This is a genomic window from Paenibacillus sp. FSL K6-0276, assembly GCF_037977235.1.
Classification (GTDB): domain Bacteria; phylum Bacillota; class Bacilli; order Paenibacillales; family Paenibacillaceae; genus Paenibacillus_AQ.
The window spans coordinates 3,314,709-3,337,557 of sequence record NZ_CP150276.1 but is presented as its reverse complement, the minus strand read 5'-3'; the positions used below and the strand labels follow the sequence as shown (position 1 = coordinate 3,337,557).

The following is a 22,849-nucleotide window of genomic DNA, read 5'->3' as shown; positions in this document are numbered from 1 at the left end:
CCACAAGATTCCTATTACGCCATCAAAAATACTTAATTACAAACACACCCCATCCATTGAACTATGATTGAGGCGTGTTTATCTATGGATAGATTTAATTCCTGATCGTTACTCGTGTTCCAATCGGAACAATCGCAGCTAGTGTTAACACATCCTCATTGTACATACGAATACAACCGTGGGAAACTTCGTGCCCTATGGATGCGGGATCGTTATTTCCATGTATCCCATAGTGAGGCTTAGATAGACCCATCCAAAAGACCCCAAACGGACCGCCTGGATCAGGCTGTTTGTTAATAATTGTGAAGTCACCGAGTGGTGATTGAGTTAACATTTTACCGATTCCGACTGGGAAGCCCCTGATCACAATGTCGTTATCAAGAAGATAAAGCATACGTTGCGTCAGATCAACTATTATTCGGTAATTTGGCATTGTGCAACACTCCTTTCTAATTAGGATATGAGCAGGACGCATAAACGGTTATTCATTAAAAATGGCCATTTTAGCCCATGGGAACAAATGTTCTGAACTTGATTGATGGAGTTAGATAACAGTAAAATAGCTGTTCTGCATTTGCAGAACAGCTATTTTAAAAATAAAAGAAAGTATATATTTTACGGTATACATTATCCTTATACTTCTCGTAGAAACGGATACCGTCCTTTAAAGGACGGTATCCGTTTTCGGTTGGTAGGAGTGCATACTTAGTGGATATCTCGAAATAATCCGATAACTCTGCCGAGAATGGTCACGCGATTAAGGCGAAGAGGCTCGTACGCCGGATTCTCCGGCTGAAGACGTATATGATCACGTTCTTTATAAAAGGTCTTAACGGTTGCTTCATCTTCTTCGGTCATAGCTACAACGATATCTCCGTTATCAGCCGTTTGTTGTTGGCGAACAATTACATAGTCACCATTCATAATCCCAGCTTCGACCATACTGTCACCTTGAACCGATAACATAAATACTTTGTTATCTCCAACATAGTGAGTTGGAAGCGGGAAGTAGTCTTCAATATTCTCAGTAGCAGTGATAGGAACCCCGGCGGTAACCTTACCTACGACAGGAATGCGAGCGACGGTTTGTGCGAAATGATGGACATTCTCGGAATCCTCTTGGCCAAGCAATTCTATCGCACGAGGCTTCGTTGGATCTCGACGGATAAGTCCCTTCTTCTCTAGCCGATCCAAATGACCGTGAACTGTGGAGCTGGAAGCAAGGCCAACAGCTTCTCCAATCTCCCGGACGGAAGGAGGATAACCCTTGCTGCGGACTTCGCTACGTATAAATTCCAGGATCGCCAGTTGGCGACTTGAAATCTTTGACATTGGAATCAACCCCATATAGTAATGTTTGGGAAAATTATAACATAGAACTACCGTTCGCACAAACATAAGTTCTAACTATTATAAATATTAATTCGAAAGAGTTAATAAATGGTAGTCTTGTATTGATTACGTTTCCTTCATCTAAATGATAAGAATGGTTCTTTATATGAATAATATGGTAAATATCAACCTCTGAAAAAAAGAGAACAATTGTTCTAAAATAGTATTGAACAAAACACATGTTCGTGTTATTATAATTTCAAAAGTAAGAACAAGTGTTTGGAGGATGATATTCATGTTAAAATACAGTACATACCGTAGCATCTACGATAAAGCCCCAGTGGTTGAATCTTTAGGAAATAATCCTATTCCCCGTTATTCAGCTCAGATTAAAGAGATTACAGAGCTTTTGCTTGAACGATTAATGCGTTTGTTCCGGAGAGATTTTGTTGTTAAACTGACATTGATCATTGTGCTCGTACTATCAGGACTTACAGTAGTAGGCAATGTATTTGCAGGATCTACTACTTTAATGAAGGATGAGAAGCGCGTAGTGGTTGAACGTGGAGATACACTTTGGAGTATTGCTCTTGAGAATAAACCTTCTGATATGAAGACGGCTGTATATATAGAAGGAATTAAAAAATCCAATGGCATTAAAGGTAGTCAGATTAATGCTGGAGATATTCTCACTTTACCTTTTTATTAATATTCTAAGAACATAATAAGAGGACATGAAGAGCTTGCAGGGAGTAAACCTTGACAAGCTCTTTTTCTCATGGCAGAGTTAGAATTAATTTATATGGGGAGGGAAAGTTTTGAATATTGATGAGTTGGTCGCGCGTATTAACGAATTGGCACGCAAACAGAAGAGCGTAGGCCTTAATCAAGAGGAAACGGCGGAACGCGCCAAGCTTCGTGAAATTTATTTGGGGAATATTCGCAATAACTTCCGAGCACAATTGAATACGATTGAATTGGTCGATAATGAGGAGCATGAACAAGGTAACAAGGGGCTTAAACATTAACACCCTGTTCCTTTTCATAGATATTACTGGATGACTAGGGGGAACGCATATGGCCCGTTCTTGGGAAAGAATGGTTCAACGCAACACACAGCAAATTAACAAGCAAAGAAAGAAACAGGGGAAGGAAACGATTTACGCATCTAAATCTAAATCTCCTGGTAAGAACAGCGAAACCTTTAAAGGCCGTAACATTGCATTTCCAGTAGTGTTATTAGTGCTTGGTACTATGTTTTGGATGATTGGTTCAGTGGACCAGGCCAAAGGCAATGGTATGCTTATGAACTGGCTAGGAGTCGTTTTGTACTACTTACTAGCTGCACTTCTGTTCTTCCGACGTCCGTACTTGAAGGTAGAGAATGCTAGACTATCTACTATAAAATTCAATCGTGAACGTTATCTACCAGCTTCTGATATTGAGAAAATCATCCTTTCGCGTGGAGCTGTTGTTATTAAGCATAAAGGCAAACGCACGAAATGGATTTTTACCAGACTTATGAATCGTTATGATACCAATGCGATGGGGACTCGACTGGAAGCATTCGCAAAAGCTCACCAAATTGAAGTAGTTCACGATTAGAAATTAACCAGCCATGGGAGAGGGAGACCTGTAATGCCAATTTCCGCCGTACTATTTGACCTTGATGATACACTGCTCTGGGATGATCGGAGCGTCAATGAAGCATTTCGTTCTGCATGTGAAGCCGCTGGGGATACGATTGATCCACAAGAACTGGAACTTGCGGTGCGTAAAGAAGCCATAGGACTATATGAATCCTACGAAACGAACCCTTTTACAAAAATGATTGGGATTAATCCGTTTGAAGCACTTTGGGGGAACTTTACTGCAGGTGAACAGCCGGAATTCCGTCAATTGGAGCAGCTTGCACCGGGATATCGTAAAGAGGCATGGCGTCGTGGTCTTGCAGCACTTGGTGTAGAGGACGAAGCTCTTGCTGAGACATTAGCAGCCAAATTCGCAGCAGAGCGTAGAAATCGGCCTTACATCTATGAAGAAACAATTCAGGTGCTTGAAGAGCTGAAGGGAAAAGTTAAGCTATTGCTATTGACTAATGGATGCCCTGCATTGCAACAAGAGAAATTAGATGGCGTACCTGAAATCGTTCCTTTCTTTGATCACATCGTGATTTCTGGAAGCTTCGGCAAAGGAAAACCGGATAAGGATATTTTTCTGCATGCCCTAGAGCTTTTAGATATTGCACCTGAGCAAGGAGTCATGGTCGGAGATAAGCTTACAACGGATATTCGTGGTGGGTTGGCAACAGGTTTGACTACGGTTTGGATTAATAGAAAAGGCAAACAGCCAGATCCGGAAATTCAGCCGGATTATGAAATTAAACATCTTGGAGAGCTTCTTTCATTAGTCCAATCTTTATAAAGTTGAGTAAAAGGCTTTCATTCATTTAAGCCTTAAGAAGGCAGTGAGTTCCTGGGTTACTAGGAGGCTTGCTGTCTTTCTTTATATCTAAATAATGCTTAGTAAGATTGATGCAATTTGCTAGTATATGATTTTAGTCACAAGAGTTAAGCTGAATTGATGCGAAATACTGAAAAACCAATAATAATGTGTATAATAGATGGAGAATGTATAACATGAATTGGTAGATTCTTAGTATTCAAATCGGCTGGGAGGACTCTATATGAAGATTTCAAGAACAATCGTTCCTTTATTATTAGGTGCAACACTTTTAGTTCTAGGAGGATGTTCATCAGACCAAACCAAACATTCTGGAATACATAACATGAATATGAACATGTCTATGGAACCTATCAAGGTCGAGTTACATTGGAGTCCTGAAGAGGTTGTTGTAAATCAGAAGGTGACCTTTGAGGCTGTGGTGACGCAAGACAACTTGGCAGTGGATGATGCGAAAGAGGTTCTGTTCGAAATTGTGAGTAAAGATGATAGTGAACACAAAATTGAATTTAAAGGGAAGCTAGTCGGTGATGGAATCTATCAAGCAGAAGGAACACTTGCGAAAGAAGGACAATATATTGTTACATCACACGTAACTGCTAGAACTCAGCATTCTATGCCTAATAAAGAACTCTCTGTGAAACCATAATAAAAAGAATAGCAATTCCTATGATTACAGATAATGCAGAGTGGAAAGGAAGGCTTTCCGAAATTCCTTTATTCTGCTAAACTTACTCTAATGTTTTACTGGGGGGATTAGACGTTGGCTAAATTTACACTTGAGGAAAGCTTACAACAAAGGATCTTGATTCTAGATGGTGCAATGGGCACAATGATCCAACAGGTGCCTCTGACAGGTGAAGATTTTGGTGGGGAAGAATTGGACGGCTGTAATGAAATGCTAGTATTAACTCGTCCAGAAGTAATTCAGACGATTCATGAGCAGTATCTTGAAGCAGGTGCTGATCTTATAGAAACGAATACATTTGGTGCAACGTCTGTTGTACTTGCCGAATATGATATTCCGCAACGGGCTCGTGAAATTAATCTGGTTGCAGCAAAGCTAGCTCGCAATGCCGTTGAAAAATATGATACGCCTGACCGTCCCCGATATGTCGTAGGTGCGATGGGTCCTACAACAAAGACTCTCTCTGTCACAGGAGGCGTCACTTTCCAAGAGCTCGTTGATAGCTACGAAGAACAGGCAGTGGCACTAATTGATGGTAAAGTGGATGCGTTACTGCTAGAGACCTCTCAGGATACTCTGAACGTTAAGGCTGGAAGTATTGGAATTCGTAATGCGTTTGAGAAGACGGGTATCAAATTGCCGGTCATGATTTCGGGAACGATAGAACCGATGGGCACAACACTTGCCGGTCAGAACATTGAAGCTTTCTATATTTCACTAGAACATTTGAAGCCAATCTCTATTGGTCTGAACTGTGCGACGGGTCCAGAGTTCATGCGGGATCATATTCGTTCGCTTTCGGCGATCTCTTCAGCGGCTGTGAGTTGTTATCCGAACGCTGGGTTGCCAGATGAGAATGGACATTATCATGAATCTCCCGATTCTCTTGCTCGTAAGATTGCTGCGTTTGCGGAAAAAGGATGGCTTAACATTGCAGGGGGTTGCTGCGGAACGACACCGGAACATATCCGCGCAATGTCTGATGCACTTTCACAATTCCCTCCACGTCCGCTTTCAGGGAATCATCCACCGGCACTTTCAGGTATTGAGCCCATCTATATTGAGAACGACAACCGTCCATACATGGTTGGTGAACGTACGAATGTACTAGGCTCTCGCAAGTTTAAACGTCTTATCGTCGAAGGCAAATATGAGGAAGCCTCAGAAATTGCCCGTGCTCAGGTGAAGAGTGGTGCGCAAGTCATTGATGTCTGCGTGCAAGATCCGGACCGTGATGAGACTGAGGATATTAAGCTTTTTCTAGAGCTAGTTGTGAAGAAGGTTAAGGTTCCTCTGATGATAGATACAACCGACCCTAAGGTTATTGATTTGGCGTTACAGTACTGTCAAGGTAAGGCTATAATTAACTCCATTAACCTTGAAGATGGTGAAGAAAAATTCGAACTGGTCACTCCGCTGATTCATAAGTATGGCGCAGCTATCGTTGTAGGTACGATTGATGAGTCAGGACAAGCGATCAAGGCTACGGATAAACTGGAAGTTGCTAAACGTTCCTATGACCTACTGGTGAATAAGTACGGTTTAGCTGTAGAAGATATCATCTTCGATACACTAGTGTTCCCTGTAGGAACTGGGGATGAACAATATATCGGCTCTGCCAAAGAAACGATCGATGGTATTCGCTTGATCAAAGAAGCCCTTCCAGGTGTTCATACAATTCTAGGGATCAGTAATGTCTCCTTTGGATTACCGGAAGCGGGACGTGAGGTTCTGAACTCAGTATTCCTCTATGAGTGTACTAAGGCTGGATTGGATTATGCGATCGTGAATACAGAGAAGGTGGAGCGCTATGCTTCTATTTCTGCTGAAGATCGTCACCTTGCTGAGGAATTGATTTATAACACGAATGACGATACGCTTGCTGCTTTTGTAGCCGCCTTCCGAGGTAAGAAGGTAGAGAAAAAAGAGAAGATTTCCAACCTATCGTTGGAAGAGCGTCTAGCTTCTTATGTGGTTGAAGGCACCAAAGAAGGACTCATTCCTGACCTTAATGAGGCTCTTACCAAATCAGGACCTTTGGAAATTATCAATGGCCCACTAATGGCTGGGATGTCAGAGGTTGGACGGTTATTTAATAACAATGAGTTGATTGTTGCTGAAGTACTGCAAAGCGCTGAAGTGATGAAGGCTTCTGTTGGTCATTTGGAGCAATTTATGCAGAAGGATGAGACAGCCGTTAAAGGAAAAATAATGCTGGCAACTGTAAAAGGTGACGTTCATGATATAGGAAAGAACTTGGTGGAGATCATCTTATCCAACAATGGTTATCAGATCATAAATTTGGGTATAAAAGTACCACCTGAGACCATTATCGAAGCGTTTCGTCGTGAAAAAGCTGATGCGATCGGATTGTCTGGATTGCTTGTAAAGTCGGCACAGCAGATGGTATTGACCGCACAAGACTTACGCACGGCTGGGATTGATGTGCCGATTATGGTAGGTGGCGCCGCCTTGACTCGTAAGTTCACCAAAACGCGTATACGACCGGAATATGATGGTCTAGTGTTGTATGCTAAGGATGCTATGGATGGACTAGATATTGCTAATCGGCTTATGAACCCTGTTGAACGGGAGAAAATTGCCGAGGAAATTCGAGTGGAAGCTGAATCGGCAGTAGCAGTTGCTACTAAGCAAGAGCTTCCAACACTAACTAGAGCAGTACGCTCCAAAATTTCTCCAGATGCACCTGTATTTGTTCCACCAGATTTAGAACGCCACGTAATTCGTAATTATCCAGTGGGGCATATTATTCCTTATGTGAATATGCAAATGCTGCTGGGCCATCATCTAGGGCTACGAGGTCCTGTAGAGGCGCAATTAGCTGCTGGTGATGAGCGGACTGTGGAGTTGAAAGGTACAGTGGATGACATTCTACATCAAGCGATGCTGGAGGGTACGATTACTCCTCATGCGATGTATCAATTCTTCCCTGCGCAATCAAGTGGCAATGATATTATCGTATATAATCCACAGAATACAGCCGAGATCCTGCATACCTTTACTTTCCCAAGACAAGGTGTAGAGCCTTATCTGTGTCTAGCGGACTTTTTGAAATCGGTCGACAGTGGAATTATGGACTATGTTGGATTCCTTGTTGTAACTGCGGGACATGGTGTTCGTGAATTATCTACAGTCCTTAAGGATAATGGAGATTATTTACGCTCACACGCTTTACAGTCTGTTGCGCTTGAAATAGCAGAAGGATTAGCCGAACGTGTTCATCATATGATGCGTGATACATGGGGCTTCCCAGATCCTGCAGATATGACCATGAAGCAAAGACATGGAGCAAGATATCAAGGGATTCGTGTATCATTTGGTTATCCTGCATGCCCAGATCTGGAAGATCAAGGACCACTGTTTAAGCTGTTATCTCCGGAAGATATAGGTGTCCACCTTACAGAAGGCTTTATGATGGAGCCCGAGGCTTCCGTTTCGGCGATGGTATTCGCCCATCCAGAAGCGCAGTATTTTAATGTGGAGAAGCTGTAATTCTTTCGTTATACACCCGGTCTGTAGTGGGATTGTATCCCTTTCAGCGGAACCTCCCGTAACTGGGGGGTTTTTTGCTGGAAGAATGACGTTTAGACAAGTTAAGAGATTGTTCAACCAATAAGAAGAAGGGAGGAAGAAAGATGGACTTATATTTTTTAGGTACAAATGCAGGAGTGCCAACTTTGCAACGCAATGTAACCTCGGTTGCATTAAGACTGCTGGAAGAACGTCGCAGTATTTGGATGTTCGATTGCGGGGAAGGTACTCAGCATCAGGTGCTTCGCTCACCGATTCGGCTAGGAAAGCTGGAAAAGCTATTCATTACTCACTTACATGGTGATCACTTATTTGGCCTTCCAGGTCTGTTATCAAGCCGTGGATATCAGGGAGGTACATCGCCGTTAACGGTATACGGACCTCCTGGATTGAAAGCATATCTAGACATATCCTTAGCTGTGAGCCAATCCCGAATTCCATACAAGATTGAGATTGTTGAGCATACTGGAGGAACTGTATTCGAGGATGATGGATTTAAAGTTGAGGCCGCACTACTAGAGCACCGTATTGACAGCTATGGTTACCGGGTAACGGAAAAGGATAGTCCCGGAAGCCTTAATACGGAATTGCTTAAGAGTTATGGGTTGAAACCGGGACCGTTATATGGAAAATTAAAAAAGGGTGAAGATGTTATTACGGATGAAGGTATGCGAATCTCTGCTGCTGACGTTGTCAGAGAACCTAAACGAGGTCGTATTGTTACGATCCTAGGAGATACAAGACCTTGTTCGGGAGCTTTAGAACTCTCCCTTAATGCAGATCTCATCGTTCATGAAGCAACTTTTGCTCACGATCTAGCTGAAATGGCGTATCAATATCATCACAGCACAGCACATCAGGCTGCAGAGTTAGCTAAGGAAGCCAACGCAGGACAGCTATTGCTGACTCATTTCAGTTCTCGTTACAGCTCGTCTGAAGAGTTAATTCCTTTGCTTGAGGAGGCTGAACGCATATTCCCAGAGACATTGTTAGCTGAGGAATTCAGTGCATTTCCGGTTTATCGCAGACTCAGTGGGCAATTGGGGAAGTGATTATTTTCCGGGAAAGCGCAGGAAATGACAGTACTATGCTAAAAAATGCTTGATGAGACTTTCGTTCGATTTCTTTCGACGAAGTGTGTTAGATTTATAGTAATCACGGTGTGAAAGTCGAACGAATGGCTGGGAATATTGCCGAAAACCAGCGGGTAATATCTCCAAACAAAGAGAATTAATAACAACTGTAAACTCAAGCAGGGCATAGGCTAAACGTTAGTTAATACCGTTATTCATTTATTATATTAATTAAATTTCTTATGGAAATAGAGGGATTAATTATGGAACAGATTAAAGGATTACTAATTGATCTTGATGGTACATTATACCATGGGCATAAAATGATTCCCGGTGCTGATCTACTGATTAAAGGGTTGCGCGAAGCGGACATTCCTTTTTTATTTGTTACCAACAATTCATCGCGTACAGCGACTAACGTTGCTGCCCACTTATGTGGAATGGGAATCGATGCGAAAGCTGAAGAGGTATGTACCTCTTCTATGGCGGCTGCACGTTACATAGCTGAGGAATCACCTGGGGCTGCAGTGGCGATACTTGGAGAAGAGGGACTGCGTGTGGCCTGTGACGAAGCTGGGCTCCGAATCGTCACAGAATCTCCTGATTATGTATTGCAAGGTATCGATCGTTCCTTTACTTATGCTTCGCTCTCGCAAGCTTCGCGCTGGATTCTGGGAGGGGCCAAGTTTGTACTCACCAATCCGGATTTAATGCTGCCATCAGATGATGGGGTTATGCCGGGGGCAGGTACGATTGGTGCAGCCATTGAGGCTGCTAGTGGTGTGAGTCCGGTAGTGATTGGCAAGCCGGAATCTCATCTAATCAAATTCGCGACAGATCTTCTTGGTATCGAGCCTGAATATGCAGTGGTTGTCGGTGATAATATGCGAACGGATATAGCAGCTGGAGTAAACGCGGGCTGTCGTACGGTTCTTGTTTTTACCGGATTAACGAATGCAGGAAATATAGAACATTATAAAAACATTACCGGGATCACACCGGATGAAATTTGTGCCGATTTAACTGAACTTAAAACGTTTCTCGGTGTATAATAGCTAGGATCTTATTAACTTCACCAACCTAGAGGGGACGATGAGTTATGCCGGAACTGCCGGAAATGGAGAATTATAGAAAGCTGCTGAGTCAGCATATTATAAATGTACCAATATCTAATGTAATCGTGAACAGAGAAAAATCAATTAACATGGAAACAGACGCTTTCAGAGATGCATTAATCGAAGCACGTGTTGTTTTTGTTGAGCGGCGTGCCAAGTATATTTTGTTTCACCTTCATGATGGACGAAGATTACTTTTACATTTGATGTTAGGTGGACTACTTTTTTATGGTTCGGAGGAAGAACGGCCGGATCGTAATACGCAAGTCGAAATCGTATTTGGTGATCATATCCTTTACTTCATGGGACTTCGTTTAGGGTATCTACATTTGCTGTCGGTTAAGGAAAGCGAAGCCACAATGGGTAAACTTGGACCTGAGTTGCTGGATCGTCGAATGACACTGGAACGATTCACAGGATTATTAAAGGGACGGCGAGGTGCACTCAAAAGCCTGCTTGTGAATCAGCATGTCATGGCTGGAGTCGGGAATTGCTACGCCGATGAGATTGCTTTTGAAGCTGGGCTGTTGCCTTCTGCACTAGTTCAAAATTTATCAACTGAATCTGTAGCCCGTCTTTATGAGAGCATCCAAAAAGTATTGACTGAGGCCACTGAAATTGGTGGGTACATGGAAATGCCGTTTATGACTGGGGATACAGTTACAGGATCATATAATAATCAATGTAAAGTGTATGATCGTGAAGGCGAACCTTGTCTTCGTGATGGGGGAACGATTATCAAAACAGAGCTGTCTGGACGCAAAGTGTTTTATTGCCCAGACTGTCAGCATGACGAATAGTCCCCAAATAGGGGCTCATGTCAGCATTCGCGGTGGATATGGGAGAGCTGCCCGATTTGCTTGGGAGAGCGGTGCGACATGTTTTCAATATTTTCCGAAAAATCCACGTAGTTTGAAACTTAAACAGGTGGATGTCCGAGATACGAGGGATTGCGCTCTCTATTGCCAGGAGAAAGGGATCACTTCGATTGCTCACACTCCTTATGGAATCAATATGGCGGCCGGTACAGATGATGCTACTCCTCGAAAGGTTTATGTAGCGTCTCTCTTAAATGATCTGGAGATTGCAGAAGCTTGTGGTTCATTAGGCATCGTTGTTCATTTTGGACATTTTGGTGGAATGGAGCCGTTACAAGGCTATCAAAATATTATACAATGTATGAATGAGACGCTTCAGTCCTGGGATGGTCGTGCTAAGCTCCTAATTGAGAATCAAGCGGGCAACCATGGAATGGAAGGAATTACGCTTGAAGAACTCGTGAAAGTTCGAGAGCTCAGCCAATATCCTGAGAAAATAGGATTTTGTTTGGACACCTGTCACGCTTATGCTTCTGGGATCTGGAATCCTGAACGAACGGAAGACTTCCTAGAACGAGGAAAGAATCTCGGATTTTGGTCACATCTTGTTGCTGTTCATCTTAATGATTCTAAGTATCCTTTTGACTCAAGACGTGACAGGCATGCTGGAATCGGACAAGGTTATATTGGTGAGCAGGGGCTGAAAAGCTTTTTGACTTCCGGGTTTTTACGAAGAACTGCTGTTGTCATGGAAACCGAGAAGGGTGCAGATGGCAGTCACCGAAAAGAAATTGCTACTGTGCGTGGTTGGTTTGAAGCGGAGGCGTAATTGTGATTCATATCTATATGGATGATCTTAGAAAGTTACCTAAGGGTTTCACTCTGGCTCGTACAACAGAAGAATGTCTTCTAATGCTGCGTGAGTGCGAGGTCGATATTTTATCGTTGGATTACGATATGGGGCCGGATGATTATTCTGGTGCTGAAGTAGCCAGACGGATCGTACTGGAAGGACTATACCCCCGAGAGATCTATTTGCATACTTCCAGTCTGTTGGGGCGGAGAGAAATGTATGAAATCTTATACACGGCTAAACCTGAGGGGATGCTTTTGGTAAATGGTCCCCTAAGTTCTGATAAGCTTCGTGATATCGCCGAGGAGACGGACTTGAAATGAAGGAAATGCAGGAAGTGGAATTGTTGGAGGTACTCAATAGCGTAGGAGAACCGCTTGTAGTATTCTTACACACTCCATTGTGTGGTACTTGTAAGGCTGCTGAACGAATGTTAGAAGTGGCGGCCCATCTATTGCCTGCTGAACTCAAGATGGTTGCAGGAAATGTGAATATGCTGCCCAATCTGGTAAGACATTATCGTATAACCAGCGTACCTGCACTACTAGTGGTTTCAGCAGACCGGGTAGATGATCCGAATATTTATTATTCAATGGTTTCAGTTGAGCGGGTACTGGAATACATAAGGGGTGTTATATCATAATCATTTCATTACAACATTTATCTCTTCGTAGGGAAGAAAGCTTAATCTTGGACAATGTGTCGCTAGAAGTTAAGGAAGGTGAGAACTGGGTCATTTTGGGACGAAACGGTTCTGGTAAAACAACAATTCTAGAGATTATGACAGGTTACTTGTTTCCTAGCAAAGGGACTGTAGAAGTGCTGGGTTATAAATATGGGCAATGTGATGTACGTGAGGTTCGTAAAGAAATCGGCTATATCGGTCCTTCCTTGATGGAAAAGATGTCCTTAAATGATCCGGTGTGGGAGGTCGTAGCTACAGGTGCTTACGCTTATTTGCGTTTTTACGAGACGATCCCTAACGAAGTAAAAGAGAAAGCAATCAGCATGCTGGAAGATATGAATCTAGGCAATATGGCATTTCATCCTTTTGGGACCTTGTCACAGGGAGAACGTAAAAAAGCCATGCTGGCAAGATGTCTTATGGCTGACCCTAAGCTATTGATTATGGACGAGCCATGTGCTGGCCTTGATTTGTATGAAAGGGAAAAAATGCTGGCTGAAGTAGATAAACTGAGACAACGTAATGTTTCTGTAGTATATGTAACACACCACGTTGAAGAAATCGTCCCATTATTTACTCATGTCGCGCTAATCCGCGATGGAAAGTTGGCTGGATCCGGACCGAAAGAAGTAGTGCTAACACAAGAAATGATTTTGGCCACCTATGATGTTCCTGTTGATGTAGAATGGGATGGTGGTCGTCCTTGGATTAAAATTAGACCTGGAGGCAAAACGATTTGAACGATTTTAGAGAAGAAACCGAAGAGCAGCACACTGCTCCGGAAGAAGTAGTGTATTCCCGATATATTTGTACAGCTAATCATGGCTTTGCGCCTTATGCGCAAGAAGAGCTTCGCCGTTTATTCGGTGCTGTGAAGAGTACCTTGTTGCTGCCGGGAGAAATCTTTTTCGCTACATTGCAGAGTGAACCAGAGGAAGTAACGAGGCTGCTCACACAGAACCTGCCTATTTTCCTGCGTCATATTCAGCCTGTTCAGTTTCAGGATGAAGGGAATATGGAGGCTCTACAACGTTTGGCTGTGTATTTAAGTCGCCGCAGTGAGCTTGAAGGGGAGAAGGTCTCACTGAACGTTCGTAAAGGTGATCCTTCATTCTGGCAGAATAGTCCGGGAGAACTTCGTGAATGGCTGCAGGAGCAATTGCAGAGCTTAGGCGCAGAATTTACAGTACAAGATCCAGCATGGGTCATTTCAGTCTATGCAGATGGGAATGCCTTGTATGCAGGCGTTTCTCGTCCTGAGGATAATTTATCTAGCTGGAATGGCGGGGCGATTCGCTTTCGCAAGGAAGACGGACAAATCTCACGCGCCAAGTTCAAACTAATGGAGGCAGAGAAGGAGTTTGATATTCCTTTTTACAGCTTCCGCAATGCGCTAGATATTGGCGCCTCTCCAGGCGGTTGGACCTCTTTCCTGCTGGAACGTGGAATGAAGGTAACGGCGGTTGACCCTGCGTTAATGCATGAATCACTTCGTAATTACCCTGGACTTAAGATCCTTCGCAAAAATGCCGGAGAAGTGAAGTTCCGTGAGAATGAATTTGATCTGCTCGTATGTGATATGAGCTGGAGTCCCAAGTTGATGGCGAAGCTTGTAACGGGACTGCTACACAGCCTGTCACCAGGTGGAACAGCTATTGTGACCGTAAAGCTGATGCATAAGAAACCGCTAGCTATGATCAAGGAGATCATTGCGATGTTTGAAGGGGAGCGCATGCAGATTCAGCGCGCGAAGCAGCTATTCCATAATCGTGATGAGATAACTCTTTATATGATTAAGTACTAAGTCAATCCATATTTTGAATTTCTAAGGGAAAGCATCCCGTTATTTAACGCTAACCGTATTTTACGGTCTGAGCGTTAATGGCGGGAGCTTTCTCTTTTTTTGCAAAAAGGGGGAGATCAATTGCATTTTGAGACGAAACTTAAGATAGGACAGGTTATTGATGACAGGTACAGAATTACAGGCCAGATTGGATCAGGGGGGATGAGTCTTGTTTATGTGGCGGATGATTTACGGCTAAAGGGAAAACGATGGGCTGTAAAAGAAAGCTTGTGCTTAGATGAGCTGAATTCGGACATCCAAGCAGAAGCGAATATGTTAATTACACTAGACCACCCACGCCTTCCGCGTATTGTCGATTTCTACCTTCCAGATAAAGAAAGGTATTCCTATTTAATCATGGACTATATTGAAGGCGTGAGCTTGAGCCACCTAATGAAGGATAATCCCGGACCTATGCCGAGTGAATTCATCATTCAGATAGCCAAACAGCTGTTAGAAGTCTTTCAATATCTGCACGGTCATCATCCACCCATTATATATCGTGATCTAAAGCCTTCAAATATTATGTTGACCCTGCAAAAAGAACTGATGTTAATTGACTTTGGGATCGCTCGAAGCTACAAACGCGGTATCTCCGAAGATACGGTTAAGCTTGGTACGGTTGGCTTCGCGGCACCTGAGCAATATGGAAGTGGTCAAAGTCAGCCGGTATCCGATTTATATGGGCTAGGAGCATTAATTCTCTTTATGGCAACTGGAGGGCAATGTAGTCATTGGGATTCCGGGATGGAGGATCGGCTATATAACCATATGCCAGAACGGATTATTCCAGTAATAAGACGCTTATTACGTCATCAACCGGAGGAGCGTTATCAGAGTGCAGAGGCTGTTCTCCAGGCGCTGATTCGTGTGGAATCAGAGATGGACAGAGGATATGGTTTAGCAGTTTCATTACCACTTCCACTCGAAAAGCGAAAAGCGATGGTTATCGCTTTGCTCGGCGTAGCTTCAGGCCTTGGAACAACACATACATCCTTTGCGGTAAGTAGCTTACTTGCACAGAAGGGGTCGACAGCATGGGTAGATTTTTCTCCTGATTCATCGGTTTATGATCGCTTTCGCAGCTTGCTATTTTCTCAGATTTCAGCAGTCCCATCGAAGGACGAGCAAACTGCCTTTTCGTGGAAAGGAGTACATTATTGGAAACGACCTATTCACGGAAAAATGACTGAGCTGCTGAGAGGGGACTATCAATATGTAGTGTTGGATCTTGGCACTGGTGAATATGAAGGGGCTCTTGATGAGTTCAATTATAGCGATATTCCGATTCTAATTGCCTCAGGAGCTGATTGGCGATTCGAAGATATACTTGTGTGGATTAGGCGTAAGGGTTTGCAGCCTGAAACGAATTGGAGTATAGGGTTACCACTCGCTGAACGCTCATCTGCACAACTGCTACAAACCACTATAGGTACAAGCAAAGTTTATGGACTACCATTCCAACAAGATCCATTCTCACGAAAGGGAAAGTTGGTAGAAGTGCTTCATGAAATGTTTGAGAAAATAGCTGATGTGCGGAATATGAGGAAAAGTCGTGGTTTTTTTCAAAAAAAAGGCTAAATGAAGTGGTTCTCTATGCTTCCGCGGTTCACTCAACTAACTTTTAATTCAGTGTTGCGTTAAAGTGTGTTAAAATATATATTTATACGTGTTTTGAATTATGCATTATTTAAGTATAGATAGGAGCTTGCGGAGAATTTATGAGTTTACTTAGTGTAGAAGACGTTTCCCACAATTTTGGGGATCGGACGTTGTTTAAGAATGTTTCTTTCCGATTGTTACCGGGAGAGCATGTAGGAATTGTAGGAGCGAATGGCGTAGGTAAATCGACGCTTATGAATATTTTGACAGGAAAACTGTTGAAGGATAGTGGAAGAGTAGAGTGGACGCCTCGCGTTCGTTACGGTTACTTGGATCAGCATACTATCTTAACGCCAGGTAAAACCATCCGTGATGTTTTGAAAGATGCTTTCTTGCCACTCCTAGAGCTGGAGCAGGAAATGCTGACTATAACTGAACAGATGGGCGACGCTTCCCCTGAAGAGTTAGAGGTGCTACTCGAGCAAATGGGGGACATCCAGGAACAGCTGGACATCGGGGATTTTTATCTTATTGATGTAAAAGTGGAGGAAATGGCGAATGGTCTTGGCCTATCCATCATTGGCCTAGACCGTGATGTCGCTTCACTAAGTGGGGGCCAGCGCACAAAAGTCCTGTTGGCGAAGCTTTTGCTTGAGAAACCGAATGTACTATTGCTCGATGAGCCTACCAACTATTTGGATGTTGAGCATATTGACTGGTTAACTAACTATTTGAAGCAATATCCATATGCGTTTATATTGATATCCCATGACACGGAGTTCATGAATAAAGTCGTAAATGTTGTCTATCACCTGGAGTTCGGCAAACTTACACGTTACACTGCGAACTATGATAAATTCTTGGATATGGCTGAGTTGAATAAGAATCAACACATTGATGCTTATGAGAAACAACAGGATTTTATTAAGAAACAAGAGGACTTCATCCAGCGTAACAAAGCTCGTGCCTCCACATCTGGACGGGCGAAGAGCCGTGAGAAACAGTTAGATCGTATGGATCGAATTGATCGTCCAGAAGAAGCTGCAAAGCCGACCTTCAAGTTTAAAGAGAGTCGAGCCAGCGGTAAAACAGTCTTCGAAGGGATTGATTTCGAGATTGGTTACGACCGTCCGTTGCTACCTATGCTGAACATGACCATTGAACGTGGAGAGAAGATCGCTATCACTGGTTGTAATGGTGTGGGTAAATCGACACTATTGAAGACCATTCTCGGAGTAATTCCAACGTATAGCGGTAAAACCTATCTTGGGGATTATCTGAGCTCAGCGTACTTCCAACAAGAAGTGAAGGCAGCAAATCTTACGCCTATTGAGGATGTATGGAATGAATTCTCTAGTCTAACTCAGAATGAAGTACGTGGTCATCTGGCTCGCTGTGGTCTGAAAAATGAGCATATTACTCGTCCACTTAGCATGCTTAGCGGTGGCGAACAAGCTAAGGTACGTCTCTGTAAGCTGTTGATGCGCGAGAGCAACTGGGTTCTATTCGATGAGCCTACGAATCACCTTGACGTTATTGCTAAGGCTGAGCTAAAACGTGCATTACAGGAATACAAAGGAACTGTGTTGCTGGTATCCCATGAACCTGACTTCTATGAAGATTGGGTTACGAAAATTTGGGATGTTGAGCAGTGGTCAGCTGTACAAGTATAGAATAATCATATATCCGGAGAATAGCAGTCAAACTGCTGTTCTCCGGTTTTTGGATATGGGGAGGGAAATCGAATGATCCATAATGATGGGCGTGAAGAACGTTATTCTCGTCAGGTACGTTTTGCACCGTTTGGTTCAGAGGGACAACAAGGGCTCGCGCAGTCTAGTGTATTGGTAGTTGGTGCGGGAGCGCTAGGTACTGGGATTGCGGAGACGCTGGTACGTTGCGGTGTAGGACGAATCATTATAGCTGACCGAGATTATGTGGAATGGAGTAATCTTCAGCGTCAGCAGCTCTATACCGAGGCAGATGCGCTAGAACGTATGCCTAAGGCTGCCGCTGCGCAGAGAAGACTTCAACAAATTAATTCTGAGGTAGTTATTGAAGCCCACCTTATAGATGTTCGTGCCGAAGAGTTGGAACGGCTCATTTCAGGGGTTGATCTGATCATGGATGGTACGGATAATTTTGATACTCGGCTCATTATTAATGATATGGCGCAAAAGCATAATATTCCTTGGATCTATGGCGCATGTGTAGGCGGTTATGGAATAACATACACGATTTTGCCTGGAGAAACCCCATGTCTCCATTGTCTCTTAGGCACAATACCACTAGGGGGCGATACCTGTGACACGGCCGGTATTCTTCCGCAGGCTGTACAGCTAGTTACGGCTAATGCTACTGCAGAGGCGCTGAAACTTCTAGGGAAGCGTAAGGCTCAATTAAGAAACAAACTGTTAACGTTCGACGTGTGGCGCAACGAACATCAAGAAATTGGAGTAAAGGCTGCTAAAAAGGAAAATTGCCCTTCCTGTGGGAGTCATCCGATCTATCCGTATCTTACGGCAGCAAATACAGAACGAAGCGATGTCCTTTGTGGAAGGGATACGGTACAAATCCGCCCTGCACAACCACAGAAGCTTAACTTACAGGAAACTGCAAAACGCTTGTCACGATTAGGAAGCGGTAGAGTGGACAGCAACCCTTATCTGGTTTCTTTTATAGAAGGGCCCTATCGGATGGTTATTTTTGCTGATGGTAGAGCTTTAATTCATGGGACTAAGGATATTGCTGTTGCTCGAAGCTTTTATCATCGATATTTTGGTTAAGAAAGCTGAATAAAGGTGTTCAGACCATTCCTTAGGAATGGTCTCAGAGTGTCGAGAAACCCAGGTCATTTTACGACCGCGGGTTTCTTTTTAGGTTCTGGCATAAGTAGAATCGGAAAAGGGAGGGGGTTACCCCCTCTGTTCCAGGCGATCCAGGTGGATCGCCATCTTCTTCATGTTCTGCACGGCTGCCGTCATCAGTGCCTGTTCTCTGACATTCGGAAGTCCGCGCAACCGGCAATAGCGAAACCCATGGAGCTCTTTAGCATCCGCGAAGCTTCGCTCAATCGTCTCTTTTCGTTTGCGGTACAGTTGCTTGCCCGACTTACTGAGTCGGTTATTCCGCACCCATTCCTTGCTGTCCTCCCAGACGTGCCGGGTCACCACCTTTCGGTGATTTCGGGACTGAGTGCATTGGTCCAGCAATGGGCAACTCTTACAATGGTCCGGATCAGAAGCATACTGCCGGTAACCCTTTCGGTCTGTGGTCCGGTAATTCAGTTCATGACTGGCTGGACAAACATACAAATTTCGCTCGGCATCAAAGGTGAACTTCCATTTCGGAAACAATCCTTGCTTGGGATGAAATCTCCGGTGTGCAATCACCGCAAAAATCTTTCGGCTTTGTAATCCTCGACAAATCGGTGTGGTTAAGTAACCTGAATCGAGCGCAACGGCTTCAATCTTAAATCCAAAACGTTCTTGCTGACGGTCTAAACGCGACAAATATGGCACGGAATCATGAACATTGCCGGGCGTTACATGTACATCGGTAATGAGATTGTATTTGGTATCTACGGTACGGTGATCTAGATAAAAGAAGCCCTCCGGTTTGCCATCCCGGATCATATATCCACTATCTGGGTCGGTCTTGCTCACTTTAATCTCTTTCTCCTCGTTCACTTCCTCTCTTGGTTTCAGGGCTTTTTTCCATGCTCTTTCCGGTCTTCGGCCACAGCAGCGTTGAGTTCATTCACGTAATCTTTGGTGTTCTGCAGTACTTGTTGTTTGGTGTACTGGTGTTTATTCGCATTTGCTTTTACATGGGTTGAGTCGGTCACGAGAACCCGTCCACCGACCATCCGGTGCGAAATAGCCTGAAGAACAATCTCATCGAAAATGTCCTGAAAAATGTTCGTATCTTTAAATCGGGTTCGCCGGTTCCAACTAATAGTCGTATGGTCTGGAACCTTGTCGGTTAATCCCAGTCCTAAAAACCAGCGGTACGCCAAATTGGTTTGGATCTCTCGCTCCAATTGACGTTCGGAACGAATGCCGTAAAAGTATCCAAGAAAAATCATCTTAAATAAGATAACTGGATCAACAGCAGGACGTCCGTTATCTGCGCAGTACAACGGCCTAACTTTTTCATCGATAAAGGAAAAATCAATATACTTATCTACTTTTCGTAGCAAATGATCTTGAGGAACTAAATCTTCGATAGAGACAAACTCGTACGCTTGTTGTTTTTCTCGGTTGGAACGCAACATACAAATCACCATCCGTTCTATAAATAGTTACCTATATTATACAACATTAACGCGGTGTCGTGTAAAATTATTAAGACATAAAGAAGGCTGTCGAGACTTTCTCGACAGCCTGAGACCATTCCTTAGGAATGGTCTTTTTGTTTTCCGGGGATTCTATATGTACCGCAGTGATGCCGGTGTAAGTCATACAGATACGGGGGAACTTTGTGATTGAGCAAATGATATGGTATATGGCTGATAGCACTAGTAGAGAAGAAGATCGAGTCGTTATAGAAAGTGTCCTAGAAGATATCGGACTTGAAGCAACAAAAAGCGAAGATCCCGAGGATCTCCGCTCATCCATATCAAAAGTAGAACCGGTACTGCTGCTTGCTGAGTTATACGAGGTAGGGAGATGGGAAGGCTGGGATATAATTTCCGCTGTAAGAGCTGAGGGGATGATAATACCGATTATGGTGATTTCCGGTGAACAATCTGAATCTGAAAATGGGGCAGTTTCAGCGTTCTCAGCCGGGGGGAATGAGTATATGACAAAGCCTTTACATACCGGTGAATTCAAGTGCAGAATTCTAAATTTGTTAGCCCTTACTGGACGGCGTCGAAATTTAAATCATTTATTGAGAGTAGATGGTTTAATGCTCGATCCCAGTCGCAGGTTTGTAAGTCGCGAAGGGATCGAGTTAAAGATGACGCCTAAAGAATTTGATCTATTGTATTATCTCGCTGCGAACCAAGGAATTATTTGTTCTCGCATCGAAATACTAAAAGAAGTATGGGGATACCAATTTCACGCAGATACCAATGTCGTAGATGTTTACATCAGGCATATCCGTTTGAAAATTGATAAAGGTCACCGGAACAAGTTGATTCACACCGTTCGCGGAACAGGATATGTAATGAGGGCGCCCGAAGGCGGCACCACATCCTGAGACTATTTCTCTATTATAGTTAAAACTCTACTACAGAGTCGTTGTTTACAGTACGCGGCGAGCCTTTAAATATGTTCTTTTCCAAGTACCAGAGTTCAGATCGGAAATCGTAACACCTGGTTTACCATAAGTGTGTAGAATTTTGCCATTGCCGGCATAAACAGCGACGTGAGTTACATTTTTACCGTTTGCTCTGCTACCGCTGGAGAAAAATACGAGATCGCCTACACGTAGATTAGCCTTAGATACGGCTTTTCCTTTTTTGGATTGTTCTACAGCCGTACGAGGCAGTGTCACGTTATACTTTTTAAAGATGTATTTTGTAAAAGAAGAGCAGTCAAAAACTTTTGTAGTAGATGTGGATGCACCAAATTTGTAAGGCACTCCCATGTATTTCTTTCCGAGATTCACTACGCTTTGACCTTTAGACACGGAAGCTGCTTCAACTTTTGTTGCTCCTACGCCTGTTGCCATCATTGTACCTAAGCCCATTGTAGTAACCATTCCTATAACAATCGCTTTTTTAATCCATTGTTGTTTATTCATGTTGTAGTACCTCCAAGGTGTTAGTCTTTGTTGTTGTGTTACTCTGTCTTGCTTTCCTGATTCGTAGTATAGCAGGTTATCTATGTCATAAAATTTGGAAGAGGTGCAATAAAGTGAGGCTGGGCATGGGTTGTAAGCGTTATATTAAAAATTCATTAAAAGTTACAAAAAATTAATAATTTGATTTATTCGGATATTAAAAAAGCCGTGAAACCCTTGATATAAAAGAGTTTTCATGACCTTTTCAAATTTGAGATAAAAGTTACAATGATGTTTCTAAACTATAAAAAAGTAGCATTTTTACGTTATACATGATCCCTATGTATCTAATCTTTACTCTGAATGATCAGCAACAATCCACTTCGAATGGTAACCGTTCCTGAGGATGAAATCAGTTTGTTACTCACGCCAAGCGATTGTCCAAGCTTCAGCGTAGCGTCCGTCAATGGATATTGAAATCCTTCTAAGGTAATACCCGATACTTCTGGGGTTAAAGGCAGTAAAGAAACGTAGGTGTAGCCTAAATCGTTGATAACAGCCTGGGATCCTGTAAGGGTTATATAATTATGAGTGTCCATGACGTAGCAGTTGATTTGACGTTGTAGGGCTCTCGTCATCATTTGAATGCTAGCCAGGGAGTGGTCAATTCGAGTACCCGTAACACCTAATAGTAGAATAGAATCGGGTTGCTGATCCATTGCAATGTCTAGCGCCATCTCGCTATCTGTCAAATCTTTGTTCACGGCATCACAGGTGATAGTCTTCTTACTTTTGGATTCAATATCTTGAAGTGCTTCAGGCGAAACGGAATCAAAATCACCTACTGCTATATCTGGTGTATATCCGTGTGAAATGAGAAATAGCGCTCCCTGATCCGCACCGATAATAAAATCATCTTCATCTAATAGATCGAAATATTCTGGAGACAGTTCTCCACCTGCAAAAATAACGACACGTTTGGATGACATAACATCCATTCCTCCTCTTAAAGCTCTTGTTGAGTATCCTATCCAGTATAATGCAGATCGAAAGGTTGCACAATTGACCTCGACAACGCTAAAATGATAGTGTGCG

General features: G+C 43.3%; 23 protein-coding genes. 18 read left to right on the top strand and 5 right to left on the bottom strand.

Features of this window, described 5'->3' with window-relative positions:
• Positions 1 to 94 precede the first annotated feature (94 nt).
• Positions 95 to 433, bottom strand: coding sequence for a L,D-transpeptidase (locus tag MHH52_RS15795; RefSeq protein ID WP_313641133.1), 339 nt, complete (start codon positions 431 to 433; stop codon positions 95 to 97).
• A gap of 272 nt (positions 434 to 705) precedes the next feature.
• Positions 706 to 1,332 (bottom strand): transcriptional repressor LexA, encoded by a 627-nt coding sequence (lexA, locus tag MHH52_RS15790; RefSeq protein ID WP_042188849.1) that lies wholly within the window; start codon positions 1,330 to 1,332, stop codon positions 706 to 708.
• A 295-nt stretch (positions 1,333 to 1,627) separates the two neighbouring features.
• On the opposite strand from lexA, the gene MHH52_RS15785 reads away from it, so the two are divergent.
• From MHH52_RS15785 to MHH52_RS15705, 17 genes are all read left to right on the top strand, one after another.
• Complete coding sequence (locus tag MHH52_RS15785) at positions 1,628 to 2,041, top strand: LysM peptidoglycan-binding domain-containing protein (protein WP_340003523.1); 414 nt, start codon at positions 1,628 to 1,630, stop codon at positions 2,039 to 2,041.
• A 109-nt stretch (positions 2,042 to 2,150) separates the two neighbouring features.
• On the top strand, positions 2,151 to 2,360 hold the full coding sequence (locus tag MHH52_RS15780; RefSeq protein WP_313641135.1) for a DUF896 domain-containing protein: 210 nt from the start codon (positions 2,151 to 2,153) through the stop codon (positions 2,358 to 2,360).
• A 49-nt stretch (positions 2,361 to 2,409) separates the two neighbouring features.
• Entirely contained in the window at positions 2,410 to 2,937 is a 528-nt protein-coding gene (locus MHH52_RS15775; protein ID WP_340003522.1) for a hypothetical protein, read from the top strand.
• Positions 2,938 to 2,970: 33 nt separating this feature from the next.
• Entirely contained in the window at positions 2,971 to 3,756 is a 786-nt protein-coding gene (locus MHH52_RS15770; RefSeq protein ID WP_340003521.1) for an HAD-IA family hydrolase, read from the top strand.
• Between the two features lie 262 nt (positions 3,757 to 4,018).
• Positions 4,019 to 4,444 (top strand): FixH family protein, encoded by a 426-nt coding sequence (locus MHH52_RS15765; protein WP_340003520.1) that lies wholly within the window; start codon positions 4,019 to 4,021, stop codon positions 4,442 to 4,444.
• 114 nt (positions 4,445 to 4,558) lie between these two features.
• On the top strand, positions 4,559 to 7,996 hold the full coding sequence (metH, locus tag MHH52_RS15760) for a methionine synthase (protein WP_340003519.1): 3,438 nt from the start codon (positions 4,559 to 4,561) through the stop codon (positions 7,994 to 7,996).
• A 143-nt stretch (positions 7,997 to 8,139) separates the two neighbouring features.
• Positions 8,140 to 9,087: a ribonuclease Z gene (gene rnz, locus MHH52_RS15755; protein ID WP_313640922.1), complete on the top strand. Its 948-nt coding sequence runs from the start codon at positions 8,140 to 8,142 to the stop codon at positions 9,085 to 9,087.
• 284 nt (positions 9,088 to 9,371) lie between these two features.
• Complete coding sequence (locus MHH52_RS15750; protein WP_340003518.1) at positions 9,372 to 10,160, top strand: HAD-IIA family hydrolase; 789 nt, start codon at positions 9,372 to 9,374, stop codon at positions 10,158 to 10,160.
• 47 nt (positions 10,161 to 10,207) lie between these two features.
• Positions 10,208 to 11,023 carry a DNA-formamidopyrimidine glycosylase family protein gene (locus MHH52_RS15745; RefSeq protein ID WP_340003517.1) on the top strand — a complete coding sequence of 272 codons (816 nt, stop codon included), beginning with the start codon at positions 10,208 to 10,210 and terminating at the stop codon, positions 11,021 to 11,023.
• On the top strand, positions 11,013 to 11,870 hold the full coding sequence (locus tag MHH52_RS15740) for a deoxyribonuclease IV (RefSeq protein WP_340003516.1): 858 nt from the start codon (positions 11,013 to 11,015) through the stop codon (positions 11,868 to 11,870). Before MHH52_RS15745 ends, MHH52_RS15740 begins: the two co-directional genes overlap by 11 nt.
• A 2-nt stretch (positions 11,871 to 11,872) precedes the next feature.
• Positions 11,873 to 12,217, top strand: coding sequence for a cyclic-phosphate processing receiver domain-containing protein (locus MHH52_RS15735; RefSeq protein ID WP_340003515.1), 345 nt, complete (start codon positions 11,873 to 11,875; stop codon positions 12,215 to 12,217).
• The gene (locus MHH52_RS15730; RefSeq protein ID WP_313640916.1) at positions 12,214 to 12,537 is read left to right on the top strand and encodes a thioredoxin family protein; all 324 of its coding nucleotides are present in this window, start codon (positions 12,214 to 12,216) and stop codon (positions 12,535 to 12,537) included. Before MHH52_RS15735 ends, MHH52_RS15730 begins: the two co-directional genes overlap by 4 nt.
• Positions 12,537 to 13,319 (top strand): ATP-binding cassette domain-containing protein, encoded by a 783-nt coding sequence (locus MHH52_RS15725; protein ID WP_340009684.1) that lies wholly within the window; start codon positions 12,537 to 12,539, stop codon positions 13,317 to 13,319. The genes MHH52_RS15730 and MHH52_RS15725 overlap by 1 nt, the downstream gene beginning before the upstream one ends.
• Complete coding sequence (locus MHH52_RS15720; RefSeq protein ID WP_313640915.1) at positions 13,316 to 14,383, top strand: SAM-dependent methyltransferase; 1,068 nt, start codon at positions 13,316 to 13,318, stop codon at positions 14,381 to 14,383. Before MHH52_RS15725 ends, MHH52_RS15720 begins: the two co-directional genes overlap by 4 nt.
• A gap of 120 nt (positions 14,384 to 14,503) precedes the next feature.
• On the top strand, positions 14,504 to 16,003 hold the full coding sequence (locus MHH52_RS15715; RefSeq protein WP_340003514.1) for a serine/threonine-protein kinase: 1,500 nt from the start codon (positions 14,504 to 14,506) through the stop codon (positions 16,001 to 16,003).
• Between the two features lie 140 nt (positions 16,004 to 16,143).
• A complete protein-coding gene (locus MHH52_RS15710) occupies positions 16,144 to 17,697 on the top strand; it encodes an ABC-F family ATP-binding cassette domain-containing protein (RefSeq protein WP_340003513.1) in 1,554 nt (517 codons plus the stop codon).
• A gap of 72 nt (positions 17,698 to 17,769) precedes the next feature.
• The gene (locus MHH52_RS15705) at positions 17,770 to 18,810 is read left to right on the top strand and encodes a ThiF family adenylyltransferase (RefSeq protein WP_340003512.1); all 1,041 of its coding nucleotides are present in this window, start codon (positions 17,770 to 17,772) and stop codon (positions 18,808 to 18,810) included.
• A 129-nt stretch (positions 18,811 to 18,939) separates the two neighbouring features.
• On the opposite strand, the gene MHH52_RS15700 is transcribed toward MHH52_RS15705, so the two are convergent.
• Positions 18,940 to 20,300, bottom strand: a protein-coding gene (locus MHH52_RS15700) for an IS1182 family transposase (RefSeq protein ID WP_340003511.1) whose coding sequence is annotated in 2 segments (ribosomal slippage) — positions 18,940 to 19,730 and positions 19,730 to 20,300 — 1,362 coding nt in all. Because the reading frame shifts where the segments join, the coding sequence is not laid out codon by codon here.
• A gap of 206 nt (positions 20,301 to 20,506) precedes the next feature.
• On the opposite strand from MHH52_RS15700, the gene MHH52_RS15695 reads away from it, so the two are divergent.
• Positions 20,507 to 21,229 carry a response regulator transcription factor gene (locus MHH52_RS15695; protein ID WP_340003510.1) on the top strand — a complete coding sequence of 241 codons (723 nt, stop codon included), beginning with the start codon at positions 20,507 to 20,509 and terminating at the stop codon, positions 21,227 to 21,229.
• 45 nt (positions 21,230 to 21,274) lie between these two features.
• Here MHH52_RS15695 and MHH52_RS15690 read toward each other — a convergent pair whose 3' ends face one another.
• Together MHH52_RS15690 and MHH52_RS15685 are read right to left on the bottom strand one after the other, a co-directional pair.
• The gene (locus tag MHH52_RS15690) at positions 21,275 to 21,775 is read right to left on the bottom strand and encodes a C40 family peptidase (RefSeq protein ID WP_340003509.1); all 501 of its coding nucleotides are present in this window, start codon (positions 21,773 to 21,775) and stop codon (positions 21,275 to 21,277) included.
• Between the two features lie 326 nt (positions 21,776 to 22,101).
• Positions 22,102 to 22,743 (bottom strand): thiamine diphosphokinase, encoded by a 642-nt coding sequence (locus MHH52_RS15685; protein WP_340003508.1) that lies wholly within the window; start codon positions 22,741 to 22,743, stop codon positions 22,102 to 22,104.
• Positions 22,744 to 22,849 lie beyond the last annotated feature (106 nt).

Bases quoted from the DNA above. Each gene is read 5' to 3' on its own strand.
- MHH52_RS15765 (WP_340003520.1), top strand. From the start codon at position 4,019: ATGAAGATTTCAAGAACAATCGTTCCTTTATTATTAGGTGCAACACTT.
- MHH52_RS15730 (WP_313640916.1), top strand. From the start codon at position 12,214: ATGAAGGAAATGCAGGAAGTGGAATTGTTGGAGGTACTCAATAGCGTA.
- MHH52_RS15740 (WP_340003516.1), top strand. From the start codon at position 11,013: ATGACGAATAGTCCCCAAATAGGGGCTCATGTCAGCATTCGCGGTGGA.
- MHH52_RS15685 (WP_340003508.1), bottom strand. From the start codon at position 22,743: ATGTCATCCAAACGTGTCGTTATTTTTGCAGGTGGAGAACTGTCTCCA.
- MHH52_RS15690 (WP_340003509.1), bottom strand. From the start codon at position 21,775: ATGAATAAACAACAATGGATTAAAAAAGCGATTGTTATAGGAATGGTT.
- rnz (WP_313640922.1), top strand. From the start codon at position 8,140: ATGGACTTATATTTTTTAGGTACAAATGCAGGAGTGCCAACTTTGCAA.
- MHH52_RS15795 (WP_313641133.1), bottom strand. From the start codon at position 433: ATGCCAAATTACCGAATAATAGTTGATCTGACGCAACGTATGCTTTAT.
- MHH52_RS15770 (WP_340003521.1), top strand. From the start codon at position 2,971: ATGCCAATTTCCGCCGTACTATTTGACCTTGATGATACACTGCTCTGG.
- MHH52_RS15775 (WP_340003522.1), top strand. From the start codon at position 2,410: ATGGCCCGTTCTTGGGAAAGAATGGTTCAACGCAACACACAGCAAATT.
- MHH52_RS15705 (WP_340003512.1), top strand. From the start codon at position 17,770: ATGATCCATAATGATGGGCGTGAAGAACGTTATTCTCGTCAGGTACGT.
- MHH52_RS15745 (WP_340003517.1), top strand. From the start codon at position 10,208: ATGCCGGAACTGCCGGAAATGGAGAATTATAGAAAGCTGCTGAGTCAG.
- MHH52_RS15750 (WP_340003518.1), top strand. From the start codon at position 9,372: ATGGAACAGATTAAAGGATTACTAATTGATCTTGATGGTACATTATAC.
- lexA (WP_042188849.1), bottom strand. From the start codon at position 1,332: ATGTCAAAGATTTCAAGTCGCCAACTGGCGATCCTGGAATTTATACGT.
- MHH52_RS15710 (WP_340003513.1), top strand. From the start codon at position 16,144: ATGAGTTTACTTAGTGTAGAAGACGTTTCCCACAATTTTGGGGATCGG.
- MHH52_RS15785 (WP_340003523.1), top strand. From the start codon at position 1,628: ATGTTAAAATACAGTACATACCGTAGCATCTACGATAAAGCCCCAGTG.